Source organism: Aurantimonas sp. NFXS3, assembly GCF_049132005.1.
In the GTDB taxonomy this organism is placed as follows: domain Bacteria; phylum Pseudomonadota; class Alphaproteobacteria; order Rhizobiales; family Rhizobiaceae; genus Aurantimonas; species Aurantimonas coralicida.
The window spans coordinates 721,495-742,792 of sequence record NZ_JAGDDZ010000001.1 but is presented as its reverse complement, the minus strand read 5'-3'; the positions used below and the strand labels follow the sequence as shown (position 1 = coordinate 742,792).

The 21,298-nt window shown below is 70.2% G+C and carries 25 protein-coding genes; all 25 read right to left on the bottom strand.

All coding sequences use genetic code 11. The features are described 5' to 3' along the window. Positions 1–130: 130 nt before the first annotated feature. The 25 genes from J3367_RS03355 to J3367_RS03235 all read right to left on the bottom strand — a co-directional run bounded on the left by J3367_RS03355 (position 131) and on the right by J3367_RS03235 (position 20,869). Entirely contained in the window at positions 131–1,642 is a 1,512-nt protein-coding gene (locus tag J3367_RS03355; RefSeq protein WP_024348713.1) for a Do family serine endopeptidase, read from the bottom strand. 150 nt (positions 1,643–1,792) lie between these two features. Continuing rightward, the gene (locus J3367_RS03350) at positions 1,793–2,287 is read right to left on the bottom strand and encodes a cytochrome c-type biogenesis protein (RefSeq protein ID WP_029702509.1); all 495 of its coding nucleotides are present in this window, start codon (positions 2,285–2,287) and stop codon (positions 1,793–1,795) included. Then, positions 2,284–4,272 (bottom strand): heme lyase CcmF/NrfE family subunit, encoded by a 1,989-nt coding sequence (locus J3367_RS03345; RefSeq protein WP_024348715.1) that lies wholly within the window; start codon positions 4,270–4,272, stop codon positions 2,284–2,286. The genes J3367_RS03350 and J3367_RS03345 overlap by 4 nt, the downstream gene beginning before the upstream one ends. Then, the gene (gene ccmE / locus J3367_RS03340; RefSeq protein WP_024348716.1) at positions 4,269–4,766 is read right to left on the bottom strand and encodes a cytochrome c maturation protein CcmE; all 498 of its coding nucleotides are present in this window, start codon (positions 4,764–4,766) and stop codon (positions 4,269–4,271) included. The genes J3367_RS03345 and ccmE overlap by 4 nt, the downstream gene beginning before the upstream one ends. Next, positions 4,763–5,950 (bottom strand): c-type cytochrome biogenesis protein CcmI, encoded by a 1,188-nt coding sequence (gene ccmI, locus J3367_RS03335; protein ID WP_024348717.1) that lies wholly within the window; start codon positions 5,948–5,950, stop codon positions 4,763–4,765. The genes ccmE and ccmI overlap by 4 nt, the downstream gene beginning before the upstream one ends. 97 nt (positions 5,951–6,047) lie before the next feature. Beyond that, a complete protein-coding gene (locus J3367_RS03330; RefSeq protein ID WP_024348718.1) occupies positions 6,048–6,452 on the bottom strand; it encodes a hypothetical protein in 405 nt (134 codons plus the stop codon). Between the two features lie 82 nt (positions 6,453–6,534). Beyond that, positions 6,535–7,923 carry an ATP-binding protein gene (locus J3367_RS03325; protein ID WP_421460184.1) on the bottom strand — a complete coding sequence of 463 codons (1,389 nt, stop codon included), beginning with the start codon at positions 7,921–7,923 and terminating at the stop codon, positions 6,535–6,537. After that, positions 7,901–8,575, bottom strand: a complete 675-nt coding sequence (locus J3367_RS03320) for a response regulator transcription factor (protein WP_024348720.1) — start codon at positions 8,573–8,575, stop codon at positions 7,901–7,903. The genes J3367_RS03325 and J3367_RS03320 overlap by 23 nt, the downstream gene beginning before the upstream one ends. Positions 8,576–8,660: 85 nt before the next feature. Continuing rightward, positions 8,661–8,978: a hypothetical protein gene (locus J3367_RS03315; RefSeq protein WP_024348721.1), complete on the bottom strand. Its 318-nt coding sequence runs from the start codon at positions 8,976–8,978 to the stop codon at positions 8,661–8,663. A 193-nt stretch (positions 8,979–9,171) separates the two neighbouring features. Beyond that, on the bottom strand, positions 9,172–9,378 hold the full coding sequence (locus J3367_RS03310; RefSeq protein ID WP_024348722.1) for a hypothetical protein: 207 nt from the start codon (positions 9,376–9,378) through the stop codon (positions 9,172–9,174). Positions 9,379–9,412: 34 nt separating this feature from the next. Next, positions 9,413–13,303, bottom strand: coding sequence for a baseplate multidomain protein megatron (locus tag J3367_RS03305; protein WP_421460183.1), 3,891 nt, complete (start codon positions 13,301–13,303; stop codon positions 9,413–9,415). A 3-nt stretch (positions 13,304–13,306) separates the two neighbouring features. After that, entirely contained in the window at positions 13,307–13,792 is a 486-nt protein-coding gene (locus tag J3367_RS03300) for an NlpC/P60 family protein (RefSeq protein ID WP_024348724.1), read from the bottom strand. Next, positions 13,789–14,679, bottom strand: coding sequence for a DUF2163 domain-containing protein (locus J3367_RS03295; RefSeq protein WP_024348725.1), 891 nt, complete (start codon positions 14,677–14,679; stop codon positions 13,789–13,791). The genes J3367_RS03300 and J3367_RS03295 overlap by 4 nt, the downstream gene beginning before the upstream one ends. Beyond that, positions 14,676–15,311 (bottom strand): DUF2460 domain-containing protein, encoded by a 636-nt coding sequence (locus J3367_RS03290; RefSeq protein WP_029702516.1) that lies wholly within the window; start codon positions 15,309–15,311, stop codon positions 14,676–14,678. The genes J3367_RS03295 and J3367_RS03290 overlap by 4 nt, the downstream gene beginning before the upstream one ends. A 2-nt stretch (positions 15,312–15,313) precedes the next feature. Next, positions 15,314–15,886 carry a phage tail tape measure protein gene (locus tag J3367_RS03285; protein WP_024348727.1) on the bottom strand — a complete coding sequence of 191 codons (573 nt, stop codon included), beginning with the start codon at positions 15,884–15,886 and terminating at the stop codon, positions 15,314–15,316. Between the two features lie 12 nt (positions 15,887–15,898). Continuing rightward, positions 15,899–16,120, bottom strand: coding sequence for a rcc01693 family protein (locus J3367_RS03280; RefSeq protein ID WP_081651771.1), 222 nt, complete (start codon positions 16,118–16,120; stop codon positions 15,899–15,901). A 5-nt stretch (positions 16,121–16,125) separates the two neighbouring features. Then, entirely contained in the window at positions 16,126–16,473 is a 348-nt protein-coding gene (locus J3367_RS03275) for a gene transfer agent family protein (RefSeq protein WP_421460180.1), read from the bottom strand. 2 nt (positions 16,474–16,475) lie between these two features. After that, on the bottom strand, positions 16,476–16,889 hold the full coding sequence (locus tag J3367_RS03270; protein WP_024348729.1) for a phage major tail protein, TP901-1 family: 414 nt from the start codon (positions 16,887–16,889) through the stop codon (positions 16,476–16,478). Between the two features lie 124 nt (positions 16,890–17,013). Then, positions 17,014–17,424, bottom strand: a complete 411-nt coding sequence (locus J3367_RS03265; protein ID WP_024348730.1) for a DUF3168 domain-containing protein — start codon at positions 17,422–17,424, stop codon at positions 17,014–17,016. 119 nt (positions 17,425–17,543) lie between these two features. Then, positions 17,544–17,762, bottom strand: a complete 219-nt coding sequence (locus J3367_RS03260) for a hypothetical protein (RefSeq protein WP_024348731.1) — start codon at positions 17,760–17,762, stop codon at positions 17,544–17,546. Beyond that, positions 17,762–18,094 carry a phage head closure protein gene (locus tag J3367_RS03255; RefSeq protein ID WP_024348732.1) on the bottom strand — a complete coding sequence of 111 codons (333 nt, stop codon included), beginning with the start codon at positions 18,092–18,094 and terminating at the stop codon, positions 17,762–17,764. The genes J3367_RS03260 and J3367_RS03255 overlap by 1 nt, the downstream gene beginning before the upstream one ends. Continuing rightward, positions 18,094–18,657, bottom strand: a complete 564-nt coding sequence (locus tag J3367_RS03250; protein ID WP_024348733.1) for a head-tail connector protein — start codon at positions 18,655–18,657, stop codon at positions 18,094–18,096. Before J3367_RS03250 ends, J3367_RS03255 begins: the two co-directional genes overlap by 1 nt. Before the next feature lie 71 nt (positions 18,658–18,728). Then, a complete protein-coding gene (locus J3367_RS03245; RefSeq protein ID WP_024348734.1) occupies positions 18,729–19,979 on the bottom strand; it encodes a phage major capsid protein in 1,251 nt (416 codons plus the stop codon). Between the two features lie 36 nt (positions 19,980–20,015). Then, a complete protein-coding gene (locus J3367_RS03240) occupies positions 20,016–20,531 on the bottom strand; it encodes an HK97 family phage prohead protease (protein ID WP_024348735.1) in 516 nt (171 codons plus the stop codon). After that, positions 20,528–20,869, bottom strand: coding sequence for a DUF6107 family protein (locus J3367_RS03235; protein ID WP_024348736.1), 342 nt, complete (start codon positions 20,867–20,869; stop codon positions 20,528–20,530). Before J3367_RS03235 ends, J3367_RS03240 begins: the two co-directional genes overlap by 4 nt. Positions 20,870–21,298: the final 429 nt, after the last annotated feature.

Here is a 21,298-nt window from a genome sequence, read left to right as displayed (position 1 = left end):
TCCTATGTGAACCATTCGGCGCAAAAGAAAAGCGGCTGACCGGCGTGCCGGGCGCAGGCCTGGCGCGTCGGTCAGCCGCCGCGGGTGGAGAGAGCGAGGCCCGAAGGCCTCGCCATCATCGTCGGAAGGATCAGCTCTTGGCGATCGGCAGCGCCACGAAGCGGTTCTGCCCGTTGGTCTGGAGCTGGAACAGCGCCGCCTTGCGACCGGATTCCGCAGCGGCGTCGATCGCCGACTGCACATCCTTCTGGGTCTCGACCGTCTCGCCATTCACCGCGATGATGATGTCGCCGGCCTTGATGCCCTTCTCGGATGCCGAGGAATCCGGCTTCACGTCGGTGACCACGACCCCCTCGCCGTCTTCCGACGGGGTCAGGGTCAGGCCGTAGCCCGACAGCGAGGACGGATCGACCGGAACGCCCGAACCGCGGGCCGAGGCGGCCTCGTCGAGGCTGGACAGATTGCCCAGTTCCACCGAAACGTCCTGCGCCCTGCCATCACGCCAGATGGTCACGTCGACCTTGGTGTCCGGGCGGTAATTGCCGATCATGCGGGCCAGCTCGCGCGGACCCTCGACCGTCTCGCCGTTGACCGCGGTGATCACGTCGCCGGTCTTGATGCCGGCCTTGGTCGCCGGGGTCTCGTTGTCCGGCAGGGTGACGATGGCGCCCTTCTCCTCGTCGAGGCCGACCGCCTCGGCGATGTCGTCGGTGACCGGGGCGATCTGCACGCCCAGCCAGCCGCGCTCGACGCTGCCGTCTTCGCGCAGCGACTGGATGACGTCCTTGGCGACCGAGGCCGGGATCGCGAAGGCGATGCCGACATTGCCGCCCGACGGCGAGAAGATCGCCGTGTTGACGCCGATGACCTTGCCGTCGAGACCGAAGGCCGGGCCGCCGGAATTGCCGCGGTTCACCGCCGCGTCGATCTGCAGGAAGTCGTCATAGGGGCCGGCGCCGATGTCGCGGCCGCGGGCCGAGACGATGCCGGCCGTCACCGAGCCGCCGAGGCCGAACGGGTTGCCGACCGCCACGACCCATTCGCCGATGCGCACGGCGTCGTCATCGCCGAACTCGACATAGGTGAACTTGGTGTTGCTCTCGTCGACCTTGAGCAGCGCGAGATCGGTGCGCGGATCGGTGCCGATCAGCTCGGCGTCGTACTCCGTGCCGTCATCCATGACGACGGTGTACTGGCTGCCGCCCTCGACCACGTGGTTGTTGGTCACCACGAAGCCGTCGTCGGAGATGAAGAAGCCCGAGCCCTGGCCCATACGGGTGCGCGGCTCACGATCCGGACGCATGCCGTTCGGGGCGTTGTCGCGGCCCGGCACGTCGAAGAAGCGGCGCAGCGGGTGATCTTCCGGAAGGCTGTCGAAGGGGCTGCCCATCTGCGGGCCGCGGCCCTGCGACATGGTCGGGGTCACTTCCTGGGTAACGCGGACGGAGACGACGGCCGGCGAGACCTTCTCCACCACGTCGGCAAAGCCGAAATTCTGCACCGGTGCCTCGACCTTCACCGGCTCGGCGAAGACCGGCACGGTGTTGCCGACGACGCCGGTCAGCGCGACGCTGGCGACGCCCGCGGCCAGAACGCCGGCAATCAGACCGCCACGCTTCGTCTTGTTCGCATCGTTGCGCATTGGAAACCCTCTTCGATTGGTCTTCGATCCCTGTGGCGCCGGCACGAGCCGTGCGCCATCGATGGATGCCAATCTAGGGATGGCCAGATTACGGGACCTTTTCGGGCGTGTGAAATCTTCGTAAGGTTGGCGCCTTGACGCCCGGAACCGTCAGCCGCGCGAGCGCGTCACCTCGGCGATCGCCGCTTCCTCTTCCGGCGAGAGCGCCGTCGGCGCCGCAGCCTGCCGGCGGCCGCGCACGGTGATAATGGCAAAGCCGATGCCGGCCAGAAGCACCACCACCGGCGTGCCCCACAGCGCCAGCGTCGCCCAGTCGAAGCGCGGCTTCAACAGCACGAACTCGCCATAGCGCGAGACCAGATAGTCGATGACCTCGTCATCCGTGTCGCCCGCCACCAGCCGCTCGCGCACCAGGAGCCGCAGATCCTTGGCGAGATCGGCATTGCTGTCGTCGATCGACTGGTTCTGGCAGACGAGGCAGCGCAGCCCCGTCGACAATTGCCGCGCCCGCGCTTCCAGCGCCGGATCGCTCAGCACCTCGTCGGGCGTCACCGCGAAAGCCGGTGCCGCGCCCTGCGGCCCAGCGATCACGAGGATGGCGAGCGCCAGGCTCGCGGTGATGGCGCGCCAGCCCGGCCGGATCACGCTTCGGCTCCCGTCGCCAGCTGCCGCTTGCGGCTGCGCGCCGGCGCACCGACCCGCAGGCGCCGGTCGAACAGCGACACCGTACCGCCCACCGCCATGAAGATCGCGCCGATCCAGATCAGCGTGATCAGCGGCTTCCACCAGACGCGCACCACGATCGACGCGCCGTCCGGCGAGGGATCGCCCAGCGAGATGTAGAGCTGTGAGAACCAGCGTGTGTGGATGCCGGCCTCGGTCGTCGGCATCTGCCGCGCCGGGTAGAAGCGCTTGGCGCTTTCGATCATGCCGGCATCGAGACCGTCGCGGCGCAGCGTGAACGTGCCCACCTGCTCCTCGTAATTCGGCCCCTGCCGCTGCTGCGCGCCCTCGTAGCGCACCTCGTAGCCGCCCGCATTCACCGTCTGCCCGGCCCGCATCGCCGTCACGGTCTCGGTCTGGAAGGCCGAGGCGGTGATCACGCCGAGCACCGTCACGCCGAGGCCGAAATGCGCCAGCACCGTGCCGAAGGCCGAGCGCGGCAGCCCGCGCAGGCGGGCAAGGCCCGTGCGCCAGCCGACCTTGGCGAAGTTCGCCCGCACGAACAGATCGGTCAGCGCGCCGGCCATCAGCCAGACGGCGAGGCCGAAGCCGAGGGCCGCAAGGATGCGCGTGCCGGAGGTCAGCGCCACGGCGATCAGGATGGTCAGCATCGCCGCGCCGATAGCGAAATACAGCCGCTGCGCCGCGGCCAGCAGGTCGCCGCGCTTCCACGCCAGCAGCGGGCCGAACGGCACGGCAAACAGCAGCGGCACCATCAGCGGGCCGAAGGTGAGGTTGAAGAACGGCTCGCCGACCGAGATCTTGGCGCCGCCCAGGACTTCCAGCACCAGCGGATAGAGCGTGCCGACCAGCACCGTCGCGGTGGCCGTCGTCAGGAACAGATTGTTGACGACCAGCGCTCCCTCACGGCTGATCGGCGCGAACAGGCCGCCCGCCTCCAGCGACGAGGCGCGCAGCGCAAACAGCGCCAGCGACCCGCCGATGAACAGGCACAGAATGGCGAGGATGAAGACGCCGCGGGTCGGGTCGGTAGCGAAGGCATGGACCGAGGTCAGGACACCCGAGCGCACCAGGAAGGTGCCGAGCAGCGACAGCGAGAAGGTCAGGATCGCCAGAAGGATCGTCCAGATCTTCAGCGCCGAGCGCTTTTCCATCACCAGCGCCGAATGCAGCAGCGCGGTGCCGGACAGCCACGGCATGAAGGAGGCGTTCTCCACCGGGTCCCAGAACCACCAGCCGCCCCAGCCGAGCTCGTAATAGGCCCAGTAGGAGCCCATCGCGATGCCGGCGGTCAGGAACACCCAGGCCGTCAGCGTCCAGGGCCGCACCCAGCGGGCCCAGGCCGCGTCGATGCGACCGTCGATCAGCGCGGCAACGGCGAAGGAGAAGGCGATCGAGAAGCCGACATAGCCGAGATACAGGAGCGGCGGATGGATCGCGAGACCGATGTCCTGCAGGATCGGGTTGAGGTCCTGCCCCTCCATCGGCGCCGGAAAGACGCGGGTGAACGGGTTCGACGTGGTCAGGATGAAGAGCAGGAAGCAGGCGGTGATCCAGGCCTGCACCGCCAGCACATTGGCCTTCAGGCTGGCCGGCAGGTCGCGGCCGAACAGCGCCACCAGCGCGCCGAACAGGCTGAGGATCAGGACCCACAGGAGCATCGAGCCCTCGTGGTTTCCCCACACGCCGGTGACCTTGTAGAGCATCGGCTTCAGCGAGTGTGAATTCTGAAAGACGTTGAGGACCGAAAAGTCCGACGTCACATAGGCCGCCGTCAGCGCCGAGAAGGACAGCATCAGGAGAACGAAGGCACCGGTCGCGGTGATCGTGCCGGTTTCCATCAGCCGGGCATCGCCGCTGCGCGCGCCGATCGCCGGCAGCACCGACTGCACCAGCGACAGGGACAGCGCCAGGATCAGGGCGTAATGGCCGATCTCGACGATCACGAGCCGGCCCCCGACGTCTGCGTCACCACGGCTTCTGGCGTGTCCTTGTTCACCATGCCCTTGCCGTCCTCCCAGAGCCCGCGCTCCTTCAGGTCGTCGACGACCTCCTTCGGCATGTAGGTCTCGTCATGCTTGGCCAGCACCGTGTCGGCGATGAAGATGCGGTCCGGCCCCAGCGTGCCTTCGGTGACGACGCCCTGCCCCTCGCGGAACAGGTCCGGCAGGAGCCCGGTATAGGCGACCTCGACGCTCTCCAGCGAGTCGGTGACCTTGAAGCTGACATGCTGCGAGCCGTCGCGCACGACCGAGCCTTCCTCCACCAGTCCGCCCAGCCGGATGCGCTGGCTCTGCGCCGGCGCCTTGGCGACGATGTCGCTCGGCGAATGGAAATAGGCGACGCTGTCGGACAGCGCGGTCAGGACGAGCGCGGCCGCGCCGCCGATGACGACGAGGATCGTGGCGATCGAGGCGAGGCGCTTCTGCTTGCGGGTCATTGTGTCTGCGTCTCTCCCTCGGCGGTCAGCCCAAGCTCGTCGCCGAAAGCGGCGATTTCCCGGCCGGCGGCGGAATCGGCGGCAAAGGTCTGGCGCGCCGTACGATAGGCCGCGCCCGCGGCCTCGTCGTCACCGAGGACGGTATAGGACCGGATCAGGCGCTTCCATCCTTCCACATCGTTCGGGTTGGTTTCCAGCCGGGCGGCAAGCTGCGACACCATGCCCTCGATCATCGCCTGGCGATCCTCCGCCGCCATGTCGGCGGCAGCGGCGATGTCGGCCTCGCCCGGCCCCGGCGCCGGCGCCGCGGTTCCGGCGTCCGCCGTCGCAGCTGCCGGGGGCGCTTCGCCGCGTGCATCGGCGATCGCCGCATTGGCGATTTCCAGCCAGGGTGCATCCGGCGGGCTCATTTCGACAAGCTGCGTCCAGGCGGTCACCGCCTCGTCGCGGCGCCCTTCCTGCGACAGGTTCAGCGCCAGGAAGAACTTCGCCGGCAGATGCGCGGGATTGGCGGCCACGGCGCGTTCGAAGGCGGCCTCAGCCTCGTCCGTCACCTCGCCGCCGGCAAGCTGCGTCAGCGCCTCGCCCAGTCCGCTTTCGCGGGCGGCCGACGAGCCGTTGAGGCGAATACCGTTGCGAAAGGCCTCGGCCGCATCCTCGACGCGGCCGATCCGCAGATAGATCGGCGCCAGCACGTCCCAGCCGCGACCATCCTCCGGCTCGGCGCGCAACCGTTCCTCGGCGCCCGCGATCAGGGTCTGGATGTCGCCGGGACCGCTCGTCGGCGCGCTGCGTCCGGCCAGCGGCACATCCGGGCGCCCCGCGCCGCCGAGCTGGGCATACAGCACCACCGAGCCGATCGGCACGAGGAGCGCGACCGCGGCGATGGCGGCCAGCATGCGCGGCCGCTGCCACGATGCGGTGCCCGCCTGGCTCTCGCTCTTGCCGCGATCGGCGGCCCGCAGCAGGCGCCGGCCGATCTCCGCCCGTGCGGTCTCGGCCTCCGCGGGCGCCATCGCGCCGCGCGCCACATCCGCGTCGAGCTCGCGCAATTGCGCCGAATAGACTTCCACGTCGTGCTCGGCACGACTGGCCAGATGCTCCTGCCGGGAGCGCAGCAGCGGCCACAGCGAGAGAAGCGTGACGGCCGCCGTCATCACGGCGGCGATAAACCAGAAGATCATGCCATCCCTATACTCACGGCGACGGCCAAAGGAAACGCGGCCTTCGGCCTCGCCCGCCCTCTGCGGCGAAGCAGGTCGGCCGCGCGCCGCATGATCGTCAGACCACCGGCTTCCAGAAGCCGCTGGCCGTCCGGCAGGCGGTTCCTACCGCCTTCACCGCCGGCGATTCGCCCTGGAACACATGCGAATAGCCCCGGCAGTCCTGCGAACCGACGCGGTAGAGCTGGGTCGGCACGACCTCGCCGCTGTAGCCGTCGGCGTTCCACGCGACCGGCTGTCCGGCCGTGGCGAAATTCAGCGCCTGGAACTCTGCCTCCAGCGCCCGGGCGCGGGCGTCCTCCGGCAGCGTCCGTCCCACCGGATCCTGCCCGATCAGCCCACCGTCCAGCGCCGCGACGCCCTCGGTCGGCGGCGACAGGGTTCCGCCGCCGAACCCGGCGCTCAGGCAACCGGACACGGGAAGCGCCAGAACCGGAACCAGAAGCTTCAAGACAATGCGCATATGATCCATCCGAATACGGCAGGCCCGTCGCAAGACTGCGCCAGGGAAGGCCTGTCGGAGATCATGGGTCTTGCCCGGCATGTCAAGCGGCCAGGCCGCCCGGCGCGCGGGGAAGCGTCACCGTGGCTTTCAGGCCACCCAGTTCGGAGCGGCCGAGATCCAGGACGCCGCGATATTCGCGCACCATGTCGAGAACGATGGACAGGCCCAGCCCGCTGCCGGGGGTTGCCTCGTCGAGCCGCGTGCCGCGCTTCTTGGCCTCGACGATCTGTTCCGCCGTCAGCCCCGGCCCGTCATCCTCGATGCTCACCGAGACGCGGTCGGCGCCCGTCGCCTCGGCCGAAACGCGGATACGGGCCTTCGCCCATTTCCCGGCATTTTCCAGGAGATTGCCGGCGATCTCTTCCAGATCCTGCTTCTCGCCGGCAAAGACCAGCTCTCCCGCCGCCTCCGCGTCGAAATCGAGGTCGATGCCCGGATTGAGCTTGGCGACCACCCGCACCAGCCGCTCCAGCGTCGGCGCCACCGGCGTGCGGAACACGCCGCCCTCGCTCTGTGCCGCCACCCGCGCCCGGTCGAGATAATGCTGCACCTGCTGGCGCATCCGCTCGGCCTGGTCGCCGATGACCTGGCCGCGCTCACGGCCCATCGCGCTCGCCTCGTTGACGAGCACGGCGATCGGCGTCTTCAGCGAATGGGCGAGATTGCCGACCTGGGTGCGCGAGCGCTCCACGATGCGGCGATTGTTGTCGATCAGCGCGTTCATCTCGACCGCCAGCGGCTCGATCTCGATGGGAAAACGCCCCTCAAGCCGCTCCGCCCGGCCCGTTCGCACGTCGCTCAGCGCCGCGCGCACCGCCCGCAGCGGCCCCAGCCCGAAAAGGATGGCGAGGCCGTTGACCAGCACCGTCCCCAAGCCGACGGCGCCGAGATAGAGGGTCAGGATGCGGTCGAATTCACCGATCTCGGCGGCCACGACGCTGGCATTGCCCATCACCCGGAACCGCGCCGCATGGTTCTGGCTGTCGAGCACGACCTCGGTCTCGATGATCCGCAATTGCTCGCCGTCGAGGCCGTCGGCATCGTAGCTGCGCCGATAGGCGGCGTCGAAGGGCACCTGCGCGGTCGCGGTCGGCGGAACGTCGAGGATCCCCAGCGAGCCGGAGCTCAGCCTCCCTTGCGTGTTGGTGCTGGCCGGCACGACCTCCCAGTACCAGCCCGACAAGGGCTGCAGGTAGCGCAGATCGCCGAGGTCGGGCGAGCCCGACAGATAGCCGGAATCGCCGACGCTGACGCTGTTGACGAGATTGTAGAGCTGCGCCGTCAGGAGGTCCTCGAACCCCTTGCGCGCGGTCCGCTCGTACAGCGTCGAGATCAGACCGCCGGCCACCGCGAAGGCGACGATCGCCCACACGCTCGACAGCAGGATGACCCGGGCGGTGAGCGACCTAACCGCCGGTGCCGACATCATGCATCCTGTAGCCCTGCCCGCGGACGGTTTCGATCAGTTCGGCGCCGCCGAGCTTCTTGCGCAGCCGCCCGACAAACACCTCGATCGTGTTGGAATCCCGATCGAAATCCTGGTCGTAGAGATGCTCGATCAGCTCGGTGCGCGAGACGATCTGGTCCTGATGGTGCATCAGATAGTCGAGCAGGCGGTATTCGTGGGAGGTCAGCTTCAGCGCCGTGCCGTCGAGCGTCACCCGGGCCGCACGCGTATCGAGCCGCAGCGGTCCGCAATGGATTTCCGAGGAGGCATGGCCGGCCGCCCGGCGGATCAGCGCCCGCAGCCGCGCCAGCACTTCCTCCACATGGAACGGCTTGGTGACATAGTCGTCGGCGCCCGCGTCGATGCCGGCGACCTTGTCGCTCCAGCGGTCGCGGGCGGTCAGGATCAGCACCGGCATGGTGCGGCCGTCGCGCCGCCAGCGCTCCAGGACGCTGATGCCGTCCATCAGCGGCAGGCCGACATCCAGCACCACCGCGTCATAGGGTTCGGTATCGCCGAGAAAATGCCCCTCCTCGCCGTCCATCGCCTTGTCCACCACGTAGCCGGCGCCGTTCAACGCCTCCACGAGCTGGCGGTTCAGTGTCTGGTCGTCCTCCACGACGAGTATCCGCATGCGGATCGTCCCCTCTCTGCAATTCGTCCGGCATCGCTCGAAGCCGGATGGTGCGCGCGTCCGGCTGAACGCGGCGCTGCCCGGCTTACGGGCGAATGGTCACCGTCGTTTTGCGCGGGCGGCCGCCGTCGGTGCCCGGCACCAGCACCGTCACCACGCAGACCGTCTGGCCGCCTTCGGTACGCGTCGAGACCGACAGCACCTCGCCGCCGGTCTGTGCCGCGGCCTTGGACCCGGCGCTCGAGCAATCGGCCTGGGCGAGGCGCACCAGACCGTCCGTCACCGGCGCCGCCCGGCGGAGCTGCTTCGGCCAGTCGCCCGCACCGTCACGCGCGACGACGGGCCCGGCGCCCAGCGTCAGGGCGGCGAGAAACACAAGAAAGATGGTACGAATTCGGGTCATGGATTGCCCAGCTAGATCGGAACGCCACCGGCCACAGACATGGCAGCCGACCCCTTCCTAGCAAGGTCTCGCTGAACCGCCCATGAATGATGCCGGTTCTCGAGCCGATTCTGGCCGGTACCGGCTCTCCCGCCGCCCCGAACCGCCACGCATCCATACCGGACGCGTGACGGCTCCAGCCGCAGCCAGCCCGCTATCGCAGGGTCTTCTGCGCCGCCAGCCGGCCGAGGATCGCGACAACCGCACCGATCGCCGCGGCGCCGTTGGTCAGCGACAGCACCAGCGTCTCGCTGGTCGCCGCGTCGATCTCGACGCCGACCATCCCGCCGACGCCGGCGACCAGCGCCACCAGTCCGCCCCAGATGCTGCGCGACTGGTACCAGGGTTTTGCATCACTCATCTCGCCTCTCCTCCTGTTGCCTCGAATTGCCGGGTCAGCCCGGACGGATGAAGGTCTGGACGGATGGCGTCCCGTCGCCCCAGACCGGGCTCGTTTGGGCGACGGTCACGGTGACCGTCGCCGGCAGCGCGCCGAAGGCGGCGTGCTGCTCTGCTGCCGCGATAGCCAGCGCCGGCAACTCGGTCTGGCGGGAAAGAACCGCGCCCGATCCGTCGCCGATCTCGACGCTGTAGAGTTCGCGCTCCTCGCCCAGCGGCACGTCGAGCCCGTCCCAGCCGTCGCCGCCGATCCGCGTCCGCCGGATCCACGCCAGCGCCAGCGCGCCGTCCGGCTGGAATGCCGCGCGCAGATGCACCGGCGACAGCGGCCGCACCGAGCGTGCCCCCAGCGTGGCGGGCAGGGTCACGACCGCCGGATCGTCGGCGAGCCGGCCGAGCGGCGATACGCGGATCGCCAGGTCGCGCCCGACCTCGCCGGTGCCAAGGCCCAGCGCTTCGCAGGCCGCATCGAGCAGCACGAAGGCCGCCCCCGGCGCGGCGCCCGCCGCCATCGCATCCTCGGTGCCGCCCTGCGCCCGCAGCAATCCGCTCAGATCGAAGACCTGCGGCGCGGTCTCGGTAGCGCTGGCGAATTGCAGCACCTCCCAGGCGCCCGACGCGCTCTCAACGGCGCAGAGATTGCCGCCATCGAGCAGCGCTCCCTCGTCGATCGAGGACAGCGCCCCGCGATGCAGCCGCACGACCAGCCGACGCCCGCGGTCGAGCACACCGCGGGGACCCGGTTCCAGCGCTTCGATCAGGGTCCCGGTCGTCGCCGCACGGGTGGCGATGCTGCGTGTGTCGAAGCCGTCGCCCGTACGCGACACGCCGACGGCATAGCCCGCGAAAGGCCTCGCATGGATCGCGAAACGCGCGCCGGCGATGGCGTCGCCGCCCTCCGGCAGCGGCAGGTCGAGCAGATGCACCAGCGGTCGCGACGCGCCGAGCGGCACGAGTGGGCCCGGCCCCGGTGGCGGCTCCCCCTGGTCGGGATAGGCGCGACGCCGTGGCGGCAGCAGCCGCGCTTCCATCTGGCGGGCGAGCCCCGTCTCGATCCGCGTGATCAGCCAGGCCCCGTCCCGGCCGTCGAGCTGCACCGTGTCGCCGGCCTCCAGCGCCAGTTCCGATGCCGCGGTTCCGAAGCGCGCGGTCTCGGCATGGCCGCCCATTTCCGCCAGCATCGCGGCCGCCAGCTCCCGCGCATGGGCTTCATCCAGCACCACCGGCAGTTCGACGATCTCCTTGCGCGGCCGGTCGGCGCTCGCCCGCACCGCCTCGGCGGCGCTCGGCTGATAGGCCCGCGCCGGATCGAGATAGCCCAGCGACATCTCCTGCGCCCGCTCGCTCGCATCGGCCCGGCGCAGTTCGACATAGGGGCCCTCCCCGTCGGCGAAGGCGGTGATCGTCGCTTCGGGCCGCAGCCTTGCCAACGAGCGCAGCACCAGCCGGCCCGCCGCCACATGGCCGACCGTCCCGGTCAGCCGCATCAGCTCTTCCAGCGCCTGGCGGGCCGAGCCGGGCCCGCCCGCAAGGAAGCCGGTCACGACCGCATCCACTGCCGAAACGTCGAAGTCGGTAATGCCGTGATCGTGCAGGATCGCGGCAAACAGCGCATCCGCCGGAGCGTTCGCCAGCCGGCCGCTCAGCCAGTGGCCGCGCCGCCAATTGTCGCCATCGGCCCAGACATCGGATCGCTCGGGAAAGGCTGGATAGGGTCGCGCATCCCATGTCCACAGATGGATGGCGTCCGGCGCCACCATCCGCCCGCCATAGACCGGCGAGACCGGGTTGGCCGCCGCGTCGAAAACCGGCGAGGCCGGGTCCCAATGTTCCAGATGCGCCTCGACGAAGCGGCGCTGGGCGAGATCGTCGCGGCCCCCCGCCGAGAAATGCGGCATATGGCTTTCCGACGATTTCGGATCGACGAAGACATTCGGCTGGTTGGCGCCCTTGTCGATTGCCGGGCAGCCGAGTTCGGTGAACCAGATCGGCTTGCCCATCGGTACCCAGGGGGAGGTTCCGGCGATCTCCACGCCGCCGCGCCGTTCGACATGCGGGTTCGCCCACCACCCCGCCAGATCCTTGGCGCGATACACCCACGGCTTGCCGTGGGCGCCGTCGGTGATCGGCGTGCGCAGCCCCGCCGCGCGATCACCCGCGCTGGCATAGTACCAGTCGAAATATTCGCCGCCGGCAATGCCGCTCCGCAGCGCCACCCGGTCGTATTGCGAGGGCGTTTCCTCCGCCGCCGCATCCTCGCTTGCGTCCCGCAGATCGGCGAGCGGCAGGTAATTGTCGATCCCGACCACGTCGATCGCCGGCGAGGCCCAGAGCGGATCGAGATTGTAGAAGACGTCGCCCGAACCATCCGCCGGCTGGTAGCCGGCGTACTCGCTCCAGTCCGCCGCATAGGCCACGACCGCGTCCGGCAGCATCGCCTTCACGGCCTCGGCGATAGCGATCAGCCCCTCGACGAAAGGAAACGCCCCGGTCTCGTCCCGAAGGCGGGTCAGGCCGCGCATTTCCGAGCCGATGACGAAGGCGTCGACGCCGGCCATGGCGGCCAGCGCCGCCTGATGGAAGATCATCCGCCGATACGACCATTCCGCCGGCCCCGCATAGACGACCTCTCCGCCCGCAACGGAGAAATGCTCCGGTCCGGCCGTCCCGAGAAAGGCCGCAATGACGGCCCGTGCCGCCGCCGTGCCGTCGGTCGAGCCGGCCCTCCCCGGTTCCAGATCCAGCGTCATCCGCCCGCGCCAGGGAAACGCCGCCTGTTCGCCCGCGCCATAGGGGTCTGGCAGACCATTGCCCGGCGGCACGTCCATCAGGACGAACGGATAATAGGTGACCGCCAGCCCGCGCGCCTTCAGATCCGCGATCGCCCGCGAGACGCCCCGGTCGCTCGGCGTGCCGCCGAAGGCCGGCCCGCCATCGACGCGGCTGACCAGCCGTGCCCCACCGCGACCGACGCCGCCGGCCCGCCATTCCTCGCTCTCGTCCCGGGCTCCGATCTCGATTCCCGGCCGCACAGTGCAGTGTCCCGCCCGCAGATCGTCGCCGAACCAGGACACCACCAGCGCCGCCCGCTCCAGCGCCGGGCACAGCGCCTCCAGCTCGTCCAGCGATGCCGTCCAGTCACTCGGTCCGAACAGCATGTTGCGGTTGACCAGCCGGTCCTCACCCGGTCCCAGCCGCTCGCGCACCGGCAACGGATCGAGCCCGTGCTCGCTGGCGCCGGGAATGATGGTGACGGCACGGATCTGCGTTTCCATCTGCCCGACCGGACGCAGGATCTCGCAGGTGATCTGCGGCAGACGGTTGCCCCAGCGCTCCAGCGGCAGCCGCTCGAACACCAGATAGGCAAGCCCCCGATAGGCCGGCGCGTTGCCGGCCCCCTGCCGGGCCTCGATCAGCGGATCGGGCGCCTGGGTCTCGTTCCCCGGATAGACGCGATGGACGACCTGCTCGCGGTCGATCTCCTCGCCATCGGCCCAGATCCGGCGAATGCCGGCGATCGGCCCCTCGCACAGGCCGACGGCGACATTGCCGTAATAGCTGTAGGTGGTGCTTTCGACCTTCGGGCCGCCGCCCTTGCCGCCGCGGCGCTCGGTGGCCGAATCCTCCTCGAAGCGCGTCGCCCAGATCACCTGTCCCGCCACCCGCGCCGTGCCGTAGACCCGCGGAATGCCGGCGCCCTCGTCGGCCCCCATGATCCGGCTTTCCGTCAGGCGCGGGCCTTCCGTCCGCTTTGTCGTGCCGAACAGCGCCGCGTCGATCGAGGCGCCCGCCAGGGCACCGGCCGCGCGGCCGAGCACCGCGCCGAACGGCCCGCCCAGAACGCCGCCGACGAGACCGCCGGCCGCCTGCAACAGGATCGTCGCCATGGTCTACTCCGGAAAGCGAAAAGCGCCGGCAATGCAGCGCGCCCAGGCATGCGGCATCGGCGAGGAAACGACCGAAGCGCCCTCATAGGCGTGGATCAGCCGGCTTTCCGCATCGAGAATGCCGCAATGGGTGGCCGGCGCGCCGACCCGCCAGCGAAACAGGAGGACGTCGCCGGGCCGCGCATCGGCACGGGCAATCTCCCGCAGATGCCGCCGTGCCCCTTCCAGCAGCCGGTCCGGCCCCGAACGCGTCGCCCAGTCGACCCGGTAGGGTCCCGGATCCTCCGGTTCGGCGCCATGCAACTCGCGCCAGACACCGCGCAACAGGCCGAGACAGTCACAGCCGACGCCCCGCCGGCTGCCCTGATGGCGATAGGGCGTTCCCAGGAATCCGCGCGCCACGATCAGCGCCGGCGGCAACCCCGCACCGGCGGCCGGCCCGCTGCCATCGGCATCAGCACCGCGCGGGTCCGCCTGCACCGTGCTCATGGCACCACCGGCGCGCCGTCATGGCGCCCGTCGCTCTTGGCGATGGCCAGCGCCGCATCGCCGCCCGGCATGTGCGGAAAGCCGCGAAAATTCACCGCATTGCCGAACCGGTCGCGGCAGGTGGCAAAGCGCTTGTCGCAGCCCTGCACCAGTCGCACCGCGTCCCCAGGCAAAGGCGTCGCCCCCGGCGCCTCCGCCAGCACCAGCGTCACCGTCCCCTCGCCGCCCGCCATGGCCGAGACGATGTCGGCCCCGAGCCCCTCGGCAACCCCACCCAGCATCGTCAGCCGGCCGTCCTGGAACAGCGCCGACGCACCGCCGAGCGTGCCGGCGACGACCATCCGCGATCCTTCGCCGCCCACGACAGCCGTCTCGATCGTATAGGGCGCCGCCGCGACCGCGAATCCGCAGCGCGCATCGCCGAACACCGCATCGCATCGCCGCCGGTAGATCCGCCCCCGCACCCGGTCGAGCTGTGCCGCAACGCCCCGCAGTTCGGCGGCAAAACCGGTCTCGCCGCGCTTCACTTCGCCGAGTTCCGCAACATCGACGAGGACGTGATCCTCCGGGCTCTGCCAGTTGACGACGAAGGTCTCGATGCGCGCCGCGTCGTAGCGCCCCGCCCGGATGTCGGCCTCCTCGATGGCAGCGGAATCCAGCGCCCCCTCGACCTCGCGGCTGGCCGCCGCCAGCCCCAGCATTTCCTCGGCCTCGCTGCCGGTCAGCCCCGTCGCCGCCTCAAAGCGGGTCCCGGCAAGAACCAGCGCCGCATCGTGATCGGTGAAGCCCAGCACCACGCCGTCCCGGCGGGTCAGGCGCCAGCAATGGGCGAGCGTCGTCTGCGGTCCCTTGAGATGCTCCGCCAGTCCCGGGGGAATCGGTCTCATGGGCGTACCTCGATCAGCGGGATGGACGGGATTTCCCCGGCCTCGAAAGCCGCGACATTCACGGTCAGCTGGTCCATGTCGAACCGCACCGGCACGTCGAAATCGTAACCGGCGGTGATCGCCGCGCCTTCGGCCGGCGGAGCGGCGAAGGTGACGATCCCCGTCGCCGGGTCGACGGCAAGCCCCGCCGCGACCTCGCTGCCGTCCACCGCGATGCGCACCGTGTCCGCTGCCGGCTTGGCGATCGGCCGAACATAGGCGCCGGCGCCGAGGCCATAGCGCTTCACCAGCGCAAATTCCGTCGTCACCCCGTCGCCCACGCCGATCGCCTGATCGAGGGCGCTCGGGCTCCCGCCATAGGCGCAGGAGCGCCAGTCCAGCGGGTCGCGAAAGCGGAACCCTGTCAGCCGGCCCCGCCGCGCCTCGAAGAAATCCAGCACCGTCACCAGATCGGCGAGACTGCGCACGCCGGACCCCGCATCGTAGCGGCGCACGGAATGGCGATGGCGCTGGTTGCGATGCTCGAACCCCGTCGACAGCCGCACGATCTCCGTGCGCCGCTCCGGCCCGCCGCTGGTCCCGAAGGACACGCGCAGCGGAAACCGCGCCTCGCTGAAGGCTTCGATCCCCATGGTCACAATCCCCGCCGGCCGCGGCTGGCGGCCCGCGCCAGCATCGCCTGGATCTGCGCCTCCGACCGCCGGAAGCTCGTCGCGTCGGGCGTGGTCACGTTGAACACGATGGACGGGCCGGCCGGCGCACCGGTGCTCGCCACCCCCAGCGTTCCGTCGGCACCGCGCTGCAGCGGCAGGATCGCCTCTGCCCCAGCCTCGCCCATCAGTCCCAGCTTGCCGGCCGTCGGAAAATAGCTCGGCGCGGCGACCACGCCGCCCTTGGCGAAGGGCACGATGCTGGTCGCGGCGGGCAGACCGCCACAGCCACCCAGCCCGCCCAGCGCATTGCCCAGCACGTTCGACGCCAGGTCCGTCAGCGGCTTCAGCGCCGCATCCAGCGCGATCGTCGAGATCCGCTGGCCGAGCTGGCGCAGCACGCCGTCGAGCGAGCGCCCGCCCGTCACCGCGCCCTTCATCGCCGAAGCGATCGCCGCGCCGAAGGAATTGGCGCGCTGCGTCAGGTCCCCCATCGCCAGCTCGAACCCACTGGTATCGGCGACGATCGCGACGTTTATCGTCTCGTCCGGCTCCATCCTGTCACCTCGTCAGTTCGAAGAATCCCGGTCGGGAAAGCGCTGCATCAGGGCGGCCAGCGCGGCGCGTGCGGGCGCCTCGCCCGCCACGGTGCCGAAGGGCGCCAGCGCTGCCGCCAGCTCGCGCGGCGTCGCGGCCCAGAATGCGCGCGGCGACAGGCGCAGCAGGCCGAGCCCCGCCTGCATCGCCTCGGTCCAGGGAAAAGCCGTGCCGGGTGCCGGTCGATCCGGCACGGCGTTCAGGGGTTTGGCGGGGCCCGCTCCGGCTCCCCGTCCGGCGGGCCGAAGGCCGCGGCCAGCAATTGCGCAGCAACAGTCGCGGCACCCGCCGCCCCTCCGTCGATCCGCATGGTCGCCACCTCGGCCTCGCTGACATCGGCCCCGCCGCCGCGCAGGCCCGCCGCCAGGATCCGCGTCAGGTCACGCGCCGACAGCCGGCCGGAACCGAAGCGCTCCGCCAGCCCGGCCAGGCTGTCCGCCGCGAAGGCGTCCTCCAGTTCGGCCAGCGCCCCCAGCGTCAGGCAGAGCGTGCGCTCGCGCCCGTCGATGATCGCCGGCACCTCGCCGCGATGCCGATTGACCGCCATCGTCAGACCGCCACGAAGGCCAGCGCGCCGGCCGATTCCAGCGTCGCCTCGAAGGTGATCTCGCCATTGTGCTCGCCGGCATATTCCAGCGCCGTCAGCTGGAACGGTCCGGTGATCGTGCCGAATTCCGGGATCGCCACCTGGAACGGCACGATGTCTCCGGCGAAGAACACCTGCCGCAGGCTGGCGTCCGAGGCGGCATCCTTGAAGATGCCCGATCCCGACAGCGACGCCCGCTGCACCCCGGCCCCGCCCAGGAGTTCCCGCCAGCGGCCGGCGCTCTCGGCGTCGGTGATGTCCACCGTCTCGGCGTTGAAGGCGATCCGCCGGGTCCGCAGCCCGGCGACGGTGACGAAGCTCCCGTCCCGGTTCTCGTCCATCTTCAGGAGAAGGTCCTTGCCTCTCTGTGCGGCCATTCGCGTTGTCCTTTCCGCCCCGGTGCCGGACGGCCCCGGCCAAAGAAAAAGGCGGCCCCGAAAGACCGCCCGTGTCGATGTCGCTTGAGTGTCTGCGGGACCCCGGCCCCGCGCCGGCTGGCCGTCAGGCCAGCGGTTCGGTCACCGCCCGGAACCGCAAGATGCCGTGATAGGTAGCGGAGTCCGGTTCCTGCCGCGCCTCGGCGAACTGCAGTTGCAGATTGACCAGGTGGTGGCCCTCCAGCGGCAGATGCGCGTCGTTCAGCCGGCCGGCCACCTTGTCCATGATCTCGTAGGTCTCGGCCTTGCCGCCACCCTTCGCCCAGACATGCAGGGTCAGGATGTGCTCGGAACCGTCCTCGGTCCCGGTCGACCAGTCCACCACCGCCGTCCGGCCAAGCGTCAGATAGGGAAAGCTTGCATGTTCGGGTCTGCGGTCGAACACTTTCGGCCCGCCCAACAGCGATGTCAGCGACGGGTCGGCGGTCAGCGTCTCGAAGATCGTCGTCTGGAGTTCGGCACTGGGATGCGCCATGTCATCCTCCTCGCTCACGGATGTCTACAAGATGATATATGGCGTGCCCTTGCGTCCGCCAGACGAACTGCGACCTCTTATGCCTCGTCGCGCACAAGTGATCGCGCCGGCCCGCAAGTTCAGACCGTCGCCGCCGAGCCCCGCGCATCCCGCAGATCGCCGCCAGGGCTCGCATCGTCATCGTCCAGCGTCCCGAGATGCCGCGGCATGTTCGAGGTCGACGGCCAGGTCCCCGCCGGCACGGTCGAGCGCGGGCGGCCGGGCCGGCGAACCGCGCGCACCAGCCGTTCGAGCGGCAGGCGGCTGCGCAGCCGCCGGATCTCCACCGCAATCCGCATCACGCCTCCTCCTCGCACCGGCACACCAGAAAGCGCCCCGTCTCGTCCGGGTCGTGCACCGAGGCGATGACGAGGCGCCGCGTCCCGATGCCGAAGGCGCGCCCGCGCACCACCTCCCCGCTCGAACGGCAGATCACCCGATGCGTGATCGTTGCCTCGTGGCGGTCGAACCGCTCGCGCGCCGTCACGGTCACCGGCTCCACATGCACCGACAGCTCCCGAATTTCCGTCCAGCGCGTCGCCGCGCCGCCGGCGCCGTCGGGCTCCGCTTCGGGCGCCAGCAGCGCCGCGCGCTTGCGCAACAGCCCCGGATCAAGGAACAGCGGCGCCATCAGATCCGCACCCGCCGATAGGGCGCGATCAGCGACCGCGTGAGCTCCGGCATCACCGCCGGCTGCTGTCCGGGATCGACCGCCGCCCGCATCTCGTAGGATGCCGCGACGATCACCAGGAGCGCGGTTCGCAGGTTCTCCGGCACCGCACCAGCCGCAAACCCCGCCTCGAACTCCACCTCGACGCCGTTCACCGCCGCCGCCCGCACGCCCGGCGACACCCGGATCGCCTCCACCCCCAGCGCCCGCTCGACGATCGCTTCGCCCGCGTCGAACATCACGGGCACCCCGCCCGAGGCGTAGGCGGTCACGCCGGTGATCGCCCCCAGCGGTCGGCGAGCGATCTCCACCCAGCCGTCGGCCGGCACCGGATCGAGCGCCAGCCGGAAGGACCGCTGCACCAGGACCAGCCCGGCTATCGCCTCGATGGTCTCGCGCGCCGCGCGGATCAACGCAGCGATCAGATCGTCCTCGTCGTCCCGGTCGATCCGCGCCCAGGCCTTCGCCTCGGCCACGCTTGCCGGCTCCTCGGCCCCGCCGAGCCCCAGATCGATGATCGTCATCCGTCCCTCCGCCAAAGCAAACGGCCGGGCGTGTGCCCGGCCGTCATCCGTCTTGCCCTTGAGCCCGCCCGTCAGGCGGCGAAGTCGAGGAACTTGGCGGCGTCGAAGTCCTGGATGCCGCCGCCGACCCGCTTGGTCGTGTAGAAGAGGACGTAGGGCTTGGCCGAATAGGGATCGCGCAGAACCCGCACGCCCTGCCGGTCGACGACCAGGTAGAAGCGGCCGAAATCGCCGAAGGCGATCGCCTTCGCATCCGTGGCGATATCCGGCATGTCCTCGGCCTCGACCGTCGGGAAACCCATCAGCGTCGCCCGCGCCCCGGCGCTGGCCGGCGGCTGCCACAGATAATTGCCGTCGCCATCCTTCAGCTTGCGCACGCTCGCCTGGGTGCGGCGGTTCATCACGAAGCTGGCGTTCTGCCGGTAGCCGGCCTTCAGCGCATAGACGAGGTCGAGCAGGCTGTCGGCCGCCTCGCCCGGCGCAAAGCCGCCGTCGGCGCCGGTCGCCACCGTGCCCACCGAACCCCAGGCCCAGGCGCCCTCGTCCACCGTCGGATAGGTCATGAAGCCCTTCGGCTTGGCGACGCCATCGCCATTGACGAAGGCCGCGCCCTCCTGCGCCGCGAAGGCCTGCTCGACCTCGTCGCCGATCCAGCGATCGATATCCACCGCCGCATCGTCGAGCAGCGCGTTGGTCGCCGCCGGCATGGCGTAGAGTTCCATAGTCGGAAAGGCGAGTTCGGCGAGTTGCGGTGCGGTGGTCTGCGGCCGGGCATCGGCCTCGCCCACCCAGCCGGTCTGCGCGCCGTCGATCGCGAAGGGTTTCTTCAGGACGGCGGCCGAGACCATCCGCACCGTCGCGATGGCGCGGATCGGCGAGATCGCCGCCAGCCGCCGGCCGATCTCGGTCTCGGTCTCGTCCGGCACCAGGAAGCCGCCATCGGCGCCGGTCAGGCTCGACATCGCCTTTTCCTCGAGCCGCCGCAGCCCCTGCTCGTCGCCGCCGCGCACATAGCGCTCGAAAGCGCTGCGATGCTCGCTCGGCCCGGCCGCCGGCCGGCGTTCGCCCCCGCCAAGCGCCGGCCGCGCCTCCTTCAGGATCAGCCGCTCGACACGCCGCTCCTGCTCGTCGAGGCTCCTGGAAATCCGATCGACCTTCTCCTCGGTCAGGATGTCGGCGCTCATGCGCTTCTCGATCTCGCCCAGGCGCTCGTCATTGGCCTCACGAAAGCTCTCGAAGGCCTGCATGAACTCGTGAAAGGCCGCTCCGGCCTCCGGCGCATGCGCCTTGGTCTCGAGGGACGGATGGGAATGGTCGCTCATGCGGATTCTCCGTTTCGCTTCAGAAGAGTTCGGATGTCAGGCGGCAAAACCGGTCGCGGCCCGGGCGCGCTGCGGGCCGGCATGATCCGCCGCGCTGGCCACGCCGGCGAACAGGCGCGCCCGCTCCTGCATCGGGAAGGTCACCAGCGAGACCTCCCACAGATCGATGGTCACCAGCCGCCGCCGGGCGGTGCCCGCGCCGCGGCGCGCCAGCCTCGTGCGAAAGCCAATGGACAGGCCGTCCAGCGCCCCCGCCGCGATCAGCCCGGCCGCCTCGCGCCCGGCCGCCGTCGCCAGCGCCAGGGCGCCCTCGACATAGAGGCCGGTCCGGTCCTCGCGCACATGGTGCCAGCGCCCCAAGGGCCGGCCGGGATCGTGCTGCCAGAGCATGGCGATCCCGGCCATGCCCCGGCGCAGGACCGAGGCGGCAAAGGCGCCCGGCTCGATGACGTCGCCGGCGAGATCGGTCTCGCCGAAGATCGCCGCATAACCGCGGATCGCCCCGTCCTCGGTCACGCCGGGCCCCGTGCGGGCGCGCAGCCCGCCAGTCATCGCTTCCTCCACGGCCGGTTCTCGCTGCCGCGAAACAGCCCGTCGGCAAAGCGCGACAGCACGCCCAGCGCCCACCAGGCGCACAGGCTCGCCGAGGCCGACCCCATCAGCGCCAGCTCCATGGCGCTCAGTGTCTGGCCGAGGTCGAGATGCTCGGCCAGCATCAGCCCGGCGGGCGGGCCGAACACCACGCCGGTCACCATGCCGATCAGGAAGCGCGACGCCGCCTCGCGCCGCCCCTTCGGCAGCAGATAGGCGACCGAGATCGCCGACCCGGCCGCCGCACCGAGGATCTTCGACGCCCAGAGCGCCAGAACGGACACGGGTTCGACGTTCATCGGCACCTCCATGGAACGGTCGCGGGCCGGCCGGCCCGCTGTCACGGACCCCGGCACCTGTCATGTCTGTCGATTACAGAAGACGTCTCGGGTGTTTCCCGAACCGCCGGGCGCCGGTTTCGGCCACGCAGCAATAGCGCCCACCCAGGCGGCGGGCCGCGCGGGAAAACCGCGCGGCCCCATCAGCCGTCGGGCGCGATCAGGCGATCCACCAGAACACGATGCCCCAGAACAGCAGGCACACGAGCAGCAGGATCAGCCCGGCCCTGGCGCAGCCAATGGCGCCATCGTCGTCTTTCACGGCGGGCTCCTCTCGCATTCATCGAAGCCGCGACACTGCAGCTACAGACAGGCACGAGAAGGATGACCGCATGGTTTCCACGGGCTTACCTCGCCCGGTGGTTAGCAAGGTCTTGACCAAGTGTCGCG